This is a genomic window from Methylorubrum pseudosasae (genome assembly GCF_029504475.1).
Taxonomy (GTDB): domain Bacteria; phylum Pseudomonadota; class Alphaproteobacteria; order Rhizobiales; family Beijerinckiaceae; genus Methylobacterium; species Methylobacterium extorquens.
Window position 1 is genome coordinate 3,598,137 of the sequence record NZ_JAQGDU010000002.1, and the last position, 14,628, is coordinate 3,612,764.

Sequence of the window (14,628 nt, forward strand, 5' to 3'; positions counted from 1 at the left end):
TTCGCGTCGACGCCCGGCTCCTCAAAGATACGCGATGAGAAGTTGTAGGCCGGGGCGCGGCCCGAACTTTCACGCGTTCTCCCGGTTCGCTCCCTCAGATTTGCTGAGAGGCGAGACTTTTCATGACTGCCGCACCGATTCGCTACCACGACGGTATCGAGACGCTGAGCCCCGACGAGAACGAGACCATCGATCGGATCATCGCCGCGATGACCCACGAGAGCGAGATCACCGCGAAGCGCTACGGGCATGCGGTGCGGGCCTCGCATGCCAAGATCAGCGGCGTTGCCGTCGGTACGATGGAAATCCTCCCGAACCTTCCGCCCGAACTGGCGCAGGGCCTGTTCGCGACGCCGGGCACGCATTCCGTCATCGTGCGCTTCGCGCAGGGGCCCGGCGAACTCCTGAAGGACCGCGTCTCGACCCATCGCGGCATGGCGATCAAGGTGCTCGGCGTCGAGGGCGACAAGCTGCCCGGCCACGAGGCGCCGACCCAGGACTTCGTCTTCGCCACTGGGCCGGTCTTCCCCAATCCCGACGCCAAGGGTTTCCTGGGCAGCATGAAGCAGCTGGAGGCCGGCACCTCCGCCCCGGAAGCGGTGAAGGCCGCGGTCTCCCGGAGCGCGCGGGCGCTCGACGGGGTGGTGAAATCGATGACGGGCGAGAGTTCGCCGCTCCTCGACTTCTTCGGCCATGTGCCGCACCATCCGCTGGTCGAGCCGTACTACTCCCAGGCCGCGCTCCGCTACGGCGACCACGTCGCCAAGCTTGGCGCCTTTCCCGCCTCACCGGCGCAGGCGGCGCTCGCCGACGCGCGGCTCGACACCGGCCGCGAGGACGGAAACGTCTTCCGCCACGCGGTGCTGAGCTATCTCGCGGGAAGCGAGGCGGTGTTCGAGATTCGCGTCCAGCTCTGCCTGAACCTCGAAGCGATGCCGGTCGAGGACGCCTTGAAGCGCTGGGACGAGGCGCAGAGCCCCTATCGCACCGTTGCCCGCCTCGTTCTGCCGGCGCAGGACGCGCTCAGCGAGGCCCGGCGGAACTACGCCGACGACGTGCTCTCCTTCCGTCCCGCTCACAGCCTCGTGGCGCACCGGCCGCTGGGCTCGCTGATGCGGGCGCGGCTGAAGACCTATCAGGCGCTCTCCCGCTTTCGCCACGCGCGCAACGGCGTGCCGGAGGCGGAGCCGGCCTCGATCGACGACGTGCCGGCCTGACGGGGACAACGCTTTCGTGAAGGACCCCGGCCGCATGCGCCGGGGTTGCGCTGGCAATCCCGCCGATCATCGGCCCGAGGTTGTCCGACCATGACCAGATCCCTGACCGCCCTCGCCGTGGCACTCCTCACGGGCACGATGGTGAACCCCCTCCCCGCCCGAGCGCAGGAGGGAAAGGCCGCGCTCACCAAAGTCGCCAGCTTTGAGCATCAGGTGACCGGCATCACGGTGGCTCGCGACGGGCGCATCTTCGTCAACTTCCCGCGCTGGAGCGAGGACGCGCCGGTCTCGGTGGCCGAACTGAAGGACGGCAAGCCCGTGCCTTTCCCCGACGACCAGTGGAACGCGTGGCGCAACGCGCGGGCGGATGAACTCTCGCCGAAGGACCATTTCGTCTGCGTGCAGAGCGTCGTCGCCGACGGGCAGGACCGGCTCTGGGTGGTCGACGCCGCCGCCCCCGCCATGGCGCATGTGATCAAGGACGGGCCGAAGCTCGTCGGGATCGACCTGAAAACCAACAAGGTCATCAAGACGATTCCGTTCGACACCACAACGGTTCTCCAAGCCTCCTACCTCAACGACGTGCGGATCTCGCCGGACGGCAAGACCGCCTACCTCACCGATTCCGGTGCCGAGGGCGCGCTGATCGTCGTCGATCTCGACAGCGGATCGGCCAAGCGCATCCTGTCGGGCGATCCCTCGACCATGCCCGACAAGTCGGTGACCGTGAGCTACGACGGCCAGCCGCTGCGCCGGCCCGACGGGCGCGGCGTGGAATTCGCCGCCGACGGCATCGCACTCTCGAACGACGGCAAGACGCTCTATTGGCAGGCGATCAAGGGCAAGACGCTCTACAGCCTGCCGACCGATGCGCTCACCGGCTGGGCCGCCGCCTCGGTCGTGCCCGACACGCTCACCGACAAGAGCCTTTCAAGCAAGGTCGTGAAGGTCGGCGAGAACGGCGTCGCCGACGGCCTGCTGATCGCCCGCCGGGACGGGCGCATGTACGTGACCTCGCCGCAGGACAACGCGGTGAAGGTGCGCGACCTCGCGGGCGGCAAGGACGGGCTCGCCACGCTGGTGCAGGACCCAAGCCTGCGCTGGCCGGACACCTTCGGCGAGGGGCCGGACGGGACGATCTACGTCACCACCTCGCACATCCAGGATTCGGCCGACTACAAGCCCGGCGCGCCGCTCAGCCTGCCGACAGAGCTGTGGGCGATCAAGCCGCCCGCCTTCGACGCCACCGGCTCGACCCAGACCGCTCCGGCCCGCTGAGCCGGCCCTCTGACGACCCAACGGACCCATGGGGCGCGCATCGGCGCGCTCCGCTCAAGGAGCCCCGCATGCCCTTCATCGAGACCAGGGACGCGACGCGCCTCTTCTACAAGGATTGGGGCAGCGGCCCTCCGGTCGTGCTGATCCACGGCTGGCCGCTCGATGCCGACATGTGGGAGTATCAGCAGCCGGCTCTGACAGGTGCGGGCTTTCGCACCATCGCTTTCGACCGGCGGGGGTTCGGGCGCTCGGACCAGCCCTGGAGCGGCTACGATTACGATACCTTCGCCGACGACCTGAAGGCCGTGCTCGACAGCCTCGACCTTCAGGACGTGACCCTCGTCGGCTTCTCCATGGGCGGCGGCGAGATCGCCCGCTACCTCGCGCGCCATGGCGGCGCACGGGTGGCGCGCGCGGTGCTGGTCTCGGCGGTGACGCCGATGCTCGCCAAGACGCCCGATCACCCCGAGGGCGTCGATGCCAGCGTGTTCGAGGGGATGATCGAGGGGATCGAAAGGGACCGGCCGCATTTTTGGTCGAATTTCGTCAAGAGCTTCTTCGGCGCCGGCCTGCCTTCCTCGCCGGCCTCGTCGGAGCTGATGGCCTGGACCGGGATGCTGGCGATGCGGGCCTCGCCCAAGGCGACGGTCGATTGCGTGCGCGCGTTCGGCGGGACGGATTTCCGGGTCGACATGGCGGCATTCCGGGTGCCGACCCTGGTGATCCACGGCGACGCTGACCAGACCGTACCCTTCGACATCAGCGGCAAGGCCGCGGCGCAGGCCATTCCCGGCGCCCGTCTCGCGATCTACGAGGGCGCACCGCACGCCATCCCCTTCACCCACAAGGACCGGCTGACCGAGGATCTCCTGGCCTTCCTGCGCGCGTAAGGGGCCGGTCAGCCGTCCTGAAGTGCTGCCGACGCGTCGGCACCAATCAGGCGCGCCCGGAGCGGCTGGGCGCGCCCCGTCAGCGTCAGCTCCTGCAGCGCGCCGGGGGAGAGGCCAGCGGCCTCGTAGACGGCCTCCGAGACGATCGCGACTTGCCGCATCGGCCCGGTCAGCCCCTCCAGTCGGGCGGCGACGTTGACCGTGTCGCCGAGCACCGTGAAGCGGGATTCGGTCTCGTCGCCGAACTCGCCGACGATGGCCATGCCCGCATGCAGGCCGACGCCGTAGCGCAGGCGCTCGCCGAGATCGGCGGCGAGCATGCGGTTGAGCTGCTCCACATGGCGCGCGATGCCATCGACCGCCTTGAGGGCGTCGCGGGCCGCGTGCTTGGGATCGCGATCGAGGCCGAAGATCGCCATCAGCCCGTCGCCGAGATGCTGGTTCACGGTTCCGCCCGACTCGCGCACCGCCCGGCCGACGGCGCCGAGGAAGCGGCCGATGACGAAGACGGTGTCGTAGGGCAGGTGTTCCTCCGCGAACCGGGTCGAGCCGCGCAAGTCGGCGAACAGCACGACGACGAACCGCTCCTCGCCGGTCGCGGCCCGCTCCGGATCACGCACGGAGGCGGCGCGGGCCTGCGGTGTGAACAGCGGCGCGACGGTGAGGTCGCCGTCGGGCCGGAGCTGGCAGGCGAGCCTGATGCCGGGGCTCGCGCCGATGCGGTCGAGGACGAGACGCTCGGCCCGTTCCGGCTCCGGCAAGAGGCGGCTGCGCTCCGTATCGACGACCCGGATGCGGCAGGTCGAGCAGCGGCCGCGCCCGCCGCACACGCTCGCATGCGGGATGCGGCCGCGCCGGCTCGCTTCCAGCACGCTGCTCCCCCGCGGCATGCGCACGGTGCGCCCATCGGGATAGCCGATGCGCACGAAGCCGCCCCGCGTCTCGGCGAGGGTGCGGGCGCCGCGCGCGAGCAGGACGAGGGCGAGCAACGCCAGATAGGCCAGGAACAGCCCGCGCCGGATCGCGCCGAGCCGTTCGGTCTGCTCGGCCAGCCCGAGATGGTTCGGCCCGAGTTCCTGTGCCCGCCACGCTGGATCGGCGGCGAGCGCCGCGACGCTGCGGCCGCCCTGCACCACGCCGAGGAGGGCCAGCACCGGCACCAGCACCGCGCCCGCGAGCAGCCAGGGCGCGGCGCGGGCAAAGCCGCGCTTGAGCCGGAGCCAAAAATAGAGGCCGAAGCAGCCGTGCAGCCACGCGACGACCAGACCCGCCGCCAGCATCAGGCCGTGGCCCGGCGCGGCGACCCAGGCGGCGTAGAGAACCTGGGCATAGCCCCGGTCGAGCTCTTCCACGCTCCAAGCCAGACGCGTGCCGACGACATGACTGAGGAGGAGCAGGGGAACCGCGAGGCCGAGCAGGAGCTGCGCGGTCTCGGCCGGCCGCACCCGGTAGAAGCGCCGCTCGTAGAAAGCCTGGAGCCCGAGGGCGAGGTGGATGAGAAGCGCGCCGTAGAGGACCACGAGTGCCGGCGGCGTGCGCCAGAGCGCAACCTTCACCGTGAGCCCGGTCTCCAGCGCATCGAGCGAGATGTTGCCCAGTGCGTGGCAGAGCAGGTGCGTGAGCACGTAGGCGAACAGCACGAGGCCGCTGCCGAGGCGAAGCTGACGCAGGGTGGGCCGGGCGGGCCAGCGCAAGCCAAGGGTGCGGCCGAAGCCCGGACGCGCCGCCTGCCCCACCGCCCCCGCTCCTTCTTCGAAAACCGCTTCAGCCTCTCATAGCGCGCGGCGGCGCTCCGACGAAACTGTCTGCCGCGCGGGAAAAATTCGTGCGTCCCATGTCACGGCGCCGCCTTCCGCCTCGTCATGGGGGCATGACGATGGAACGGGCCGGCTTGCCGCCCTCCCCATCGCCGCTTCGATGGAGAAGGATGATGATCCGATCGTGTCTGCGTGCCGCCGCCTTCGCGGCGCTGCTGACGAGCGCTGCCGCTCACGAGATGAAGGGGGGAGAGGCCGCCGGGACAGGCGGGGACGCCACGGCCGCCCTCGTCTTCGACCATGCCCTGCCCAACGTGCCGGGCAAGAGCCTGCGCGCCGTGCTCGTCACCTACGGGCCGGGCGGTGCCTCGCCCGCGCATACGCATGCCAAGAGCGCCTTCATCACCGCGACGGTGCTGGAAGGGGCGATCCGCAGCCGGGTGAACGACGGGCCCGAGCGGGTCTGCCGGGCCGGTGAGAGCTTCACGGAGATGCCCGGCGACCGCCACGCCGTCAGCGCTAACGCGAGCGCCACCGAGCCGGCCCGCCTGCTCGCCGTCTTCGTCCTCGACAGCGACGAGACCAGCCTGACCACGCCAATCCGCTGAACCTCACCCTCTGCAACGAGAAGGAAGAAGCCCATGACACCGCGTGTCGAAAACCCTTACGATCACGCACCCGCCGCCATCAAGGCGATGCTCGCGGTGGAGACGAGCCTGCGGACCGGTGGCCTCGAGCGGAGCCTGATCGATCTCGTGAAGCTGCGCGCCTCGCAGATCAACGGCTGCGCCTACTGCATCGGCCTGCACACCACCGAGGCCCGCCGGCATGGCGAGAGCGAGATGCGGATCGTTCTGCTCAACGCGTGGCGAGAGGCGGCGCTCTACAGCCCGCGCGAGCGCGCGGCCTTGGCCTGGACCGAGGCGCTGACCCGCCTGTCGGAGACGGGTGCGCCCGACGCGCTCTATGCCGACCTGCGGACGTCCTTCACGGAGGCCGAACAGGTGCAGCTCACGCTTCAGATCGGCGCGATCAACCTGTGGAACCGGTTGCAGGTCGGCCTGCGCGGCGTCCACCATCCCGACCCGTCCCGTGATGCGGCCTGAAGCGTCCGATCCGTTCGAGGCGGAGCGGGCGCGGCTGACCCGCCTTGCCTACCGGATGCTCGGCTCCTTCGCCGAAGCGGAGGATGTGGTTCAGAGCGCGTGGCTGCGCTGGCAGGCGGCGGACCGCGCCGCCGTCGCGGTGCCGGGTGCTTTCCTGTCGCGCATCGTCACCCGGCTCTGCCTCGACACGATGAAATCGGCCCGCGCCCGCCGGGAGGTCTATGTCGGGCCGTGGCTGCCGGAACCCTCTCTCGACACGGAAGAGGCGATCGACGGCGACGACCTCACCCTCACGCTGATGATGGCGCTGGAGCGTCTCTCGCCCCTGGAACGGGCGGCCTTCCTCCTGCACGACGTGTTCGGCGTGCCCCTCGACGAGGTGGCGGCGACGCTGGGGCGAGCGGCTCCGGCGGTGCGCCAGCTCGCCGTGCGGGCCCGCCAGCATGTCCGCGCCGAGCGCCCGCGCTACCCTCTGCCGCCCGAGGAGGGCGAGCGGATTGCGCGCGCCTTCTTCGACGCCTCGCGCAGCGGCGACGTCGCCGCCCTGCGCGGCCTGCTGTCCGAGACCGTGACGATGCGGGCGGACGGTGGCGGCAAGGTTATCGCCTTCCTCAACCCGATTCGCGGAATCGATCGCGTCCTGCGGCTGTTCGCGGGGCTCGCCCGCAAATATGCCGGGTCGCCCGCCACCCTTCTCCGCGCCATGCGGGTGGATGGCCTGCCGGGCTTCATCAGCCTGGAACGCGGCGGCGTCCTCCAAGTGACGGCACTGGACATCCGCGACGGGCGGATCGCGGGCATCTACATCACCCGCAACCCGGACAAGCTGCGCCGCGTGGCCGAAGCTGTGGCGATGCCGGACGTGCGCTGAGCGCAGCCCTCACAGCGGCGCGGCCAGCACCTCTTCCAGGGTGACGCGGCGCCCGGCCTCCTCGAAGCGGCGCAGCAGCGCCGATTGGCGGAAGCGCGGATCTCCGGTCACCTCGAGGCCGAGCCAGGCCGGGCGCTCGAAAGCCTGGTCCTCGTGCTCCAGCTCCACCTCGGCCAGGATCATCCCGGCCAGCGTCCCACCGTAGACATCGATCTCCCAGACGAGCCCAGCATGCGGCACGCAGTGGCGGGTCTTCTCGATGAAACAGGTGTCACAGACGAGGCGCATCATCGCTTCCGCGTCCGCCCGCGGAATCTCGTACTCGAATTCCGGCCGGCCGAGGCCGACGCGCGCGCCCTTGATGGTGAGCCAGGCCCGGTCCTCGTCGAGCCGAACCCGCACCTTGCCGGTGTCGAACTGCCCGATCAGCCCGTCGGTGAGCCGGTGCCGGCGGACGACGCCCGCCTTCCAGCCGTCATCGGCCACGAGGAATTTCCGCTCGACCTCGAAACGCATCGGCACAAAAGGACCCTGGCGGCGGGATTATTCCCGCCCCCTTCAGCCGCTCCGCCTTACGGTACTCACAGGTTGCGCGCCATCGTCTCCCGCGCAACGCCCTCTCGCGGGTCGGGATAACCTCAACGCCAGAACGGCTTGGTGTCGACGAGATCCTCGTGCGCCTCGGCCGCCGCCTCCAGGAGCTTGCGGCTGCGCGCCTCGATATCGGCCGCCGTCATCCCGGCGGCGAACAGGGTCGTCGCGCCGGCTGGCTCGACCGTCAGGTCCCGCATCAATTCGTGGCCGGTCGCGATGTCGTTGAGCGCGCCGAGATGGTCCTGCAGGTCGGAAAGCGCCTTGCCGAAAGCGCCGTGGCGCTTGCCCGCCTTCTTGCCGGGGAACAACGGCGCGAAGAATTCCGCGCCGTAGCGCAGCTTCTTGGCGGCGATGCGCACCCGGTGGCGCTCCTCGGGGTCGAGGTCATCGAGATGGCGCCCGCGCCGCTTCACCTGCCGCCGCCGCCGGTCGAGTTCGCGGGCGGCGAAGACGCGGGCCGGCTCCTCGCGCAGGGAGACGCGGCCGGGGCTGTCGTCCCGCAGCCAGGGGCCGGCATTGATCCAGCCGATCAGGTCGAGCAGCAGCATCCGCCACGCATCGGAGCGCAGCAGCGCGGCGAGGTCGCGATAGGCCTTCGCACGCTCGTCTTCGAGCTGCCGCTCGAGGCCGAGCAGGCCGACCTCGTCGGGATGGCGCTCGCGCTCGGCCGGCAGGATGGTGGCGAGGAAGACATCGAGGTTGCGCGCCCGGCCCAGCGGCTCGGTCGCCGCCTTCAGCTCCGCGCGGATGCGAACGCCGAGCGGATCGTCCACGAGGTCGCCGAACAGCGAGAAGGCCGAGCGCAGGCGCCGGATTGCGACGCGCATCTGGTGCAGCGCATCGGCGTCGCGGCTCTTGAGCAGGATGTCCTCGTTGATGCGCATGTGGCGCAAGCAGGCATGGGCGACGGCGCGGAACGCCTCCGCCGCGCTCATGTCGTCATGCAGCGGCACCGGCTCCGACTTGCGCACCCGGTCGATCTTGCCGGCGGCCAGGGCGTAGCCGCGCTCGGCCTTGCTGCGCACGCCGAGCCGCACGGGCACGAGGGCGGCGATGGCGTAGGCGAGCGCGAACACGTCGCTCGCGGTCCCCTCCTTCAGTTCGAGCTCGATCTCGCAGATCGACAGGATGTCGTCGCCCGCGGCCGGCGACTCGATCCGGCCGAGATCGAGGGCGACCTCGATGCGGGACTCGCCCTGTTCGACGAGGTAGGTCCGCCGGGTGACGCGGGTGGTGAAGAGCGGCTCCAGCGCGGCATCGTCCGCGACGCGGCGCGCGAAGGGCGTGTCGGCGAGCGCGGCCCGGTCCGGCTCGGCGCCCTCGACCGGCTGCTCCCATTCCGGCCGGTCGAACAGGCCATCGCCCTCGGCCTTGAGGGTCTGGACGAAGCGCCCCTCGCTCTCGCGCACCCGCAGCCCGAGGCCGGCCGCGTGCAGCTGCCGGTCCGGCGTGTCGAAATAGACGGAGGCGAGCTCGGCTTCCCCCTGGACCGCCGCCTCCCGCAGGAGCGGATGATCCTGCAGGACGGCGAGGTCGGAGGGCTCGCATTCCAGCTTCAGCTCGATCTCGCGCGGGTCGCTCATGCGGTTTCGTCCTGCTCCTCGTGAGGGTTGTGGCGGATGTGAGCCTACATCCTGCCGCATCGTCCGGGACAGGCACAACGCGGCTGAACCCGTGATGGATCACGCATCCGCGTGACGATCCAGCGACAGAAGCGGGGATATGGTGCGCACAACCTCCGCCATCGACGGCCGCGCCCGGGGATCGGCCCCCCGACAGGCCTGCTCCAGCGCGCGCCAATCCGCGATGCAGGCGGGTTCGGTCGCACAATGGTCGAGCAATTCGCCGAGCAGGATGCCCCAGGCGCGGGTCTCGATGCGCTGCCAGGCGGCGCCGGCCTCGCCGCGCGGCAGCACGGAGGCGGCTCCGAAATCGCTTAGCACCGCCTCGCCCGCGCCCCCGTCCCACAAAGTGTTGTGGCCGTAGAGGTCGCCGTGGAGCACGCCGCAGCCGTGAAGATGGGCCGCCGCCCGCGCCACGCCGGCCGCGATGCGCAACGCCGTTTCCGGCGCCAGGGCGAGATCCGGCGCGTAGACGTCGCGGCTGCAGCTTTCCAGGCTCGGCGATCCGGCCAGAACCCGCCAGCCCTCCGGGATCAGCGGCATCAGCAGCCCCTGCACCCCGTCCGGATGCCCCTCGATCCGCCCGAGCGCGCCGGTGAGGTGGGGATGCCGGCCGGCGGCGAGGCAGGCCGCCATCTCCTGTTCGGGCAGCCCGTCGCTGGTCATGCGGCCCTTGAACAGTTTCACCGCGACCGCCGCCTCCCCATCCGGCCGACGCCACAAAGCCCGGTGGATCCGCCCCGAGGCGCCCTCGCCGAGGCACGGGCCGAGCGCCAGCGCCGCCCAGGGCACCTGCGGCACGCGGGCCGGCGCCGGCTCGCCGCCGAGGGGATTGCCGGCCCAGGCGATCCAGGCGAGCCGCGGCAAAGCCGTCAGCCAAGCGGGCAGCGCGTCGAAGCGGTTGGCGGAGAGGCGCAGCAGTTCGAGGCTTGGCGCGCCTTCGAGCGAGGGTGGCAGCGCCGCCAGCCGGTTTCCCGCCAGCATCAGCTTCTGCAGGTGCGGGCGCCGGCCGAGGGCGTCCGGCAGGTGCGCGATCCGGTTGTCGGTCAGCGTGAGCCAACGCAGGGCCGGCGGCAGCGCCTCGCCCGGCACCTCCCGCAAGCCGGTGGCGCGGAACCCGACCTGGCTCAGCGCCGGACAATCCCCGAGCGCGGGCGGCAGACGCTCGAAGCGATTGCCCGAGCAGAACAGGACCCGCAGCCGCTTGAGCCGGCCGATGTCATCCGGGAGCGCGGTGAGGCCGCAATCGCTGAGATCCAGCAGCTCCAGGGTATCGGCGAGACCAAAAATTTCGGGCGGGACTTCTTTTAGGGTTCCGCTCAGTCGCAGCTCCCGCGCTCCGGCGAGGTCGCCGCGGCGGAGGGCTTGCAGCGTGGGGGGCGGTGAAGTGTCCATGGGGGTCTCACGGGGGGCTCCCGCCGGGATGACCGCCCGGCGGGCGGCGATCAAGCGCCTTCAGCTTGGATGGAACTGGTAGCATCGCCGAGCCCTTGGAAGACCACGCTAGGTCGGTGCGGTCACGACGAGATTGCCGAGCCGAATCGAGAAGGCTCGGAGCTTCGGGGCCCGCGACGGCAGACAATCTGCCGAAAAGCTGGTGAAGCAGGCCGGCGACGATGCTGAACGGCTGAAGGCCCTACCTCAGGATACCTGGGACGCCATGCTCCGACGCGCCCGGTTCTACGCACAGGCAGGCTGAAGCCGGCAGGAGGTCGAGACTTGGTCCCGAGCCTTCCACGCGGCCGGCGGCGAGGTCATCACCCCTGTTCTCGACGAGCAGATCGCGGCCGCGGACGGCGAGGCGAAGAAAGCGCTCGCTAGCCTTGTGGGTGCGCATAAGTCCGGGGATGTCGAATAAACGTCGCATGTTGCTAGGCTGCAGGAGTTGGCAGTATGCCTACTGCTATAAGGCGGACTACCTCTCCGGACCTATCCTTCACTTGATATGTCTGGAGAAAAACAACATCACTCTTCATGCTGTCGATAAGCTTTGGTTTGATTGTTCGCAGTATGTTAGAAGGAATGCTGAAGCTGATTATTTTTCCTTCGACTTCCAGTTTGCCCCAGCCATGCTTTTTGTTAAACTGTGTAATATTTCCGAGGATCGGCGTGATTTCTTGATCAACAACAGCCGTTTCTATCTCTTGAGCCATCTTTCTGTCTAAAAAAAGAACAGGTTGAGATTGCCCCCCCGACTGTAGATGTGATTTCGAGAGTGTTGGCGCTTTTACGAAGAGCCGTTGCCATCTCGCTGATTAGGGGGGCAGACATAGCAATAAGCTTCTGGCTTCTTGCAAAATCGATCAATGAGATGGGCGCCTGACTGACTGACAACCTTTTTTCCCGATACACCTCGGCAACGCGCCGCCGTATCAGTTCCCGCGTCTGAGGCTGTAGGCTGGCGATAATGGAATTATCTTCCATCGCCGCCTCTACTAATTCATCGACCGCTGTCGCTTGATCCTGAGCATCCGCCGCCGCATCAGCAATCGGCCGACGGCTAGGAAGTGACACACCTTGAAGAGCAGAGTCGTCTACCTTCTCGACAATACGCTCACTTACAAACGCGAGCAGATCTGCCAGAGGAATTTTTACGAAAGATTCTTCCGTTGAGCTTTGCGTTGGCCCTTCTATGTTGATGTTGAATGACCCATCTGTCTGACTAACTAGCTGAACATCAAAGTTTGATTTGTTGGTAATGTTCTTGACGAACCTGCCTTTGCTCCGAAATTGGGCGAGCTTAACTAGGAGACGGGCCGCTGCATATTGGAAACGGGCGGACTCATAGAAATTCATCCTATGTGAATCAGCTAATGCACCATCGAAATGAAAGGCCAATCTCTCGGTCACGCTACGTATCCCCACCCGAATCGCCGCACATGCTTGCGAAGCCTACCGAGCAGCTGCAACGTCTAATGGAAGCTCCATCCGACTTAGCCACAGAGATGGATCCGAGCCGACTGAAACGGCATTTCTCGAATGGGTGCGATGAACGACATCAGCGTAGGTGCGGTTGGCGCAGCCTTAATTGCCGGTCTTGTATCTCTCTTTGGCCTCATAATAGGAAAAGAACAAAAAGTATCAGAGTTTCGTCAAGCTTGGATTGATGAACTCCGTAAATGCCTTATCGCCTATTTAGTGCAAATTAACGCCATATCGGATTTAGTTCGATTGCAGAAGTCTGGGCAGACTGTTGATGCCTCCAGTCTTTCTTCCAGCTACAAGCTGCTGAATGAAGCTAGCCATGGCATTACATTCCGAATTAATCCGAAGGAGAAACCAGCCAAACGACTTATTAGGGCAATGGCGAATTTTGAGGGAATAGCCGGGAACAACTCAAACCTTACCCCTGACAAAATTAAAGCTATCGAGGGAGAGTTCATCACCTCGGCTAAGAAGCTTCTCAAATTCGAATGGAAGCGCGTCAAGCGGGGTGAGGCAACTTTCGTCTGGACCAAGCGAATAATTATAGCCATTATAATTGGCCTGTTCGTTCTGCTGATTTATTACTGGAATTGGGGTTCGGCCGTGACCAATAGAAGCGCAGATATAAAGCCTAATTTTCAGTTTATGAGTTTTCGGCGGTAAGACGATAACACTGACATTCTACCGCGGCTTGATAAACAGCCCGGACCCAGACTGGTGCATCACCGCGGGCGGTAAGGCATCTGATCTCTGATCGATAATTTCTTTAGTACGGCCACCAGTATGGCGAGTGCCACGCCCCCGGTATGGTGCGCCGGCTCGCTCGGCTCCGAGCCCGGTGGATCATCGGTCTGCGGAGCAAGCAGAATCACCTCGCCGGGCCCGCGGCCGGTGTTCGTCTGAACTCGCCACCCTGGCAGGGCGCAGGTCGTCAGGATCAGCGCAGCCTCGATCCACGCCTGAGCCTCCATCCGCATCGCGAAGTGCGCCTTGATGTCTGGGTGCTGCTTTCCGGCGCAGGCGACGAAGACCTCAGCGAACAGGCTCCGCTCCGGCGCCGTGGCATCGGCGACGCGCTCGATCAGGGTGTTGAGGCGGGCGGGATCGGTCATTTCCCCGCGGCTACCCAGACCGGATGTGGAGCGCTACATCCATCTAACGAGATTATTCCTCTTCCGTGAATATATCTGGATCGAATTTATCGCACCATTCTACAAAAAACTTTATTTCGTCTATCAGGGAGGCAAATGGAATTCCCTCAATGCGCAATCTCACGAGATCGTTTTGCTTGAACTCAGATTCTTGTGTAATATTAGACAATGACTCCGAAAGAAATCTCAGCGTTGCGATTGTTTTTCGTGTGTCTCGGTCTTCAAAAACGGGGGTATCTTCATCGGTCATATGGCGATTGCGAAAATAGGATATATTTTTGTGTAGTTTTTCAATGAAAGTATCCAAGACAGAATTGTCGTTCTCTGAGAGGTAAAGGTCCGGTTGAAACTTAAGTAATTGGATACTGCCTGATCGGGTCTTAAAGTACCAATCGTTTGCTAAATATGCGCGACGACAAATCAAGTACAATATATAGCTAAACGACTCGTAGGAACTCCTTGTCGTTGCGGATTTGAGTGTATCACGCATAATTGCCGTTTGCCGATTGCTTTCTTCGGCGGCTTTCTCCAGCTCCAACTGCTGGCCGGCTAGTACATTCCGTGTTTCGGCCAGCTCGGCATGTTGAAGACGGAGTTCCTTGCGCTGCAACTGAGTGGCGATGAATAGCCAAAGAAAGGCCAAAGGTGCAAAAATGCCAGCGGCAATGTCACCAATCTCGTTGAGCCGCAGGCGACCAGGAGCACCGTCCGCCGGCTCGAAAAAATCGCCGAACTCCGTCGCACGATCGAAAAGAATGATGCTGCAGCCGATGATATAGATGGCGGTGACAACGTACCAGGGCCACAGCCTATCGGCTGCCGCCATACCGTTCTGCGGGTTCACCGGCTGATCTTTTTCAGGTGTGGGATTAGCGGTCGACATGTTCAATCCGTGCTTCACGGACCAACCTAAGCCGGGTTGCGACTTGCTGGAATCGGAGCCGTCGATTGCACTCCGAGCATGAGAGGTGATTTCAACAGGCAAACGGATGGCCGCCGTTACCCTTAATGTTACCCGAGGGCGCTGGCGGCTTATCGCCTCGATGGCTAAGTCATTGAAAGAGTGGTGAGCGCGCTGGGACTCGAACCCAGGACCTACAGATTAAAAGTCCGTTGCTCTACCAACTGAGCTACGCGCTCGCACCCGGTTCGCGCGGGGCCGCCGTGGGGCGGGCCGGTTGCGCTCGGGACGTGGGGCTCGCAATAGGGGGTCGGGC

The 14,628-nt window shown here is 66.0% G+C and carries 15 protein-coding genes and 1 tRNA gene; 7 read left to right on the forward strand and 9 right to left on the reverse strand.

Features of this window, described 5'->3' with window-relative positions:
- The first annotated feature begins 122 nt into the window (after nucleotides 1–122).
- From M2437_RS17935 to M2437_RS17945, 3 genes are all read left to right on the forward strand, one after another.
- Nucleotides 123–1,217 carry a catalase family protein gene (locus M2437_RS17935; protein WP_253388246.1) on the forward strand — a complete coding sequence of 365 codons (1,095 nt, stop codon included), beginning with the start codon at nucleotides 123–125 and terminating at the stop codon, nucleotides 1,215–1,217.
- Nucleotides 1,218–1,307: 90 nt separating this feature from the next.
- On the forward strand, nucleotides 1,308–2,495 hold the full coding sequence (locus M2437_RS17940; protein ID WP_253388247.1) for an L-dopachrome tautomerase-related protein: 1,188 nt from the start codon (nucleotides 1,308–1,310) through the stop codon (nucleotides 2,493–2,495).
- A gap of 68 nt (nucleotides 2,496–2,563) precedes the next feature.
- Nucleotides 2,564–3,385, forward strand: a complete 822-nt coding sequence (locus tag M2437_RS17945) for an alpha/beta fold hydrolase (RefSeq protein ID WP_253388248.1) — start codon at nucleotides 2,564–2,566, stop codon at nucleotides 3,383–3,385.
- An 8-nt stretch (nucleotides 3,386–3,393) separates the two neighbouring features.
- On the opposite strand, the gene M2437_RS17950 is transcribed toward M2437_RS17945, so the two are convergent.
- Complete coding sequence (locus M2437_RS17950) at nucleotides 3,394–5,121, reverse strand: adenylate/guanylate cyclase domain-containing protein (protein ID WP_253388249.1); 1,728 nt, start codon at nucleotides 5,119–5,121, stop codon at nucleotides 3,394–3,396.
- Between the two features lie 194 nt (nucleotides 5,122–5,315).
- On the opposite strand from M2437_RS17950, the gene M2437_RS17955 reads away from it, so the two are divergent.
- Genes M2437_RS17955 through M2437_RS17965 form a run of 3 tightly spaced genes read left to right on the forward strand, consistent with a single transcriptional unit; the run spans nucleotide 5,316 to nucleotide 7,119 of the window.
- A complete protein-coding gene (locus tag M2437_RS17955) occupies nucleotides 5,316–5,750 on the forward strand; it encodes a cupin domain-containing protein (RefSeq protein WP_253388250.1) in 435 nt (144 codons plus the stop codon).
- 33 nt (nucleotides 5,751–5,783) lie between these two features.
- Entirely contained in the window at nucleotides 5,784–6,248 is a 465-nt protein-coding gene (locus tag M2437_RS17960) for a carboxymuconolactone decarboxylase family protein (RefSeq protein WP_082291317.1), read from the forward strand.
- Complete coding sequence (locus tag M2437_RS17965; protein ID WP_253388251.1) at nucleotides 6,238–7,119, forward strand: sigma-70 family RNA polymerase sigma factor; 882 nt, start codon at nucleotides 6,238–6,240, stop codon at nucleotides 7,117–7,119. The genes M2437_RS17960 and M2437_RS17965 overlap by 11 nt, the downstream gene beginning before the upstream one ends.
- Before the next feature lie 9 nt (nucleotides 7,120–7,128).
- Here the strand turns inward: M2437_RS17965 and M2437_RS17970 are convergent, their stop codons facing one another.
- From M2437_RS17970 to M2437_RS17990, 5 genes are all read right to left on the reverse strand, one after another.
- A complete protein-coding gene (locus tag M2437_RS17970) occupies nucleotides 7,129–7,635 on the reverse strand; it encodes a CYTH domain-containing protein (RefSeq protein WP_182568046.1) in 507 nt (168 codons plus the stop codon).
- Between the two features lie 122 nt (nucleotides 7,636–7,757).
- Entirely contained in the window at nucleotides 7,758–9,296 is a 1,539-nt protein-coding gene (locus M2437_RS17975; RefSeq protein WP_253388252.1) for a CYTH and CHAD domain-containing protein, read from the reverse strand.
- Between the two features lie 99 nt (nucleotides 9,297–9,395).
- Complete coding sequence (locus M2437_RS17980) at nucleotides 9,396–10,730, reverse strand: leucine-rich repeat-containing protein kinase family protein (RefSeq protein WP_253388253.1); 1,335 nt, start codon at nucleotides 10,728–10,730, stop codon at nucleotides 9,396–9,398.
- A 476-nt stretch (nucleotides 10,731–11,206) separates the two neighbouring features.
- Entirely contained in the window at nucleotides 11,207–11,488 is a 282-nt protein-coding gene (locus M2437_RS17985) for a hypothetical protein (RefSeq protein ID WP_253388254.1), read from the reverse strand.
- Nucleotides 11,457–12,185: a hypothetical protein gene (locus M2437_RS17990; protein WP_253388255.1), complete on the reverse strand. Its 729-nt coding sequence runs from the start codon at nucleotides 12,183–12,185 to the stop codon at nucleotides 11,457–11,459. Before M2437_RS17990 ends, M2437_RS17985 begins: the two co-directional genes overlap by 32 nt.
- Before the next feature lie 138 nt (nucleotides 12,186–12,323).
- Here M2437_RS17990 and M2437_RS17995 point away from each other — a divergent pair, with 138 nt between their 5' ends.
- Nucleotides 12,324–12,923 (forward strand): hypothetical protein, encoded by a 600-nt coding sequence (locus M2437_RS17995; protein WP_253388256.1) that lies wholly within the window; start codon nucleotides 12,324–12,326, stop codon nucleotides 12,921–12,923.
- Nucleotides 12,924–12,982: 59 nt separating this feature from the next.
- On the opposite strand, the gene M2437_RS18000 is transcribed toward M2437_RS17995, so the two are convergent.
- The 3 genes from M2437_RS18000 to M2437_RS18010 form a co-directional block, all read right to left on the reverse strand.
- The gene (locus M2437_RS18000; RefSeq protein WP_253388257.1) at nucleotides 12,983–13,372 is read right to left on the reverse strand and encodes a hypothetical protein; all 390 of its coding nucleotides are present in this window, start codon (nucleotides 13,370–13,372) and stop codon (nucleotides 12,983–12,985) included.
- 52 nt (nucleotides 13,373–13,424) lie between these two features.
- Nucleotides 13,425–14,294, reverse strand: coding sequence for a hypothetical protein (locus tag M2437_RS18005; RefSeq protein ID WP_253388258.1), 870 nt, complete (start codon nucleotides 14,292–14,294; stop codon nucleotides 13,425–13,427).
- Nucleotides 14,295–14,475: 181 nt separating this feature from the next.
- Nucleotides 14,476–14,551: transfer RNA gene (locus tag M2437_RS18010), tRNA-Lys, on the reverse strand.
- Nucleotides 14,552–14,628: the final 77 nt, after the last annotated feature.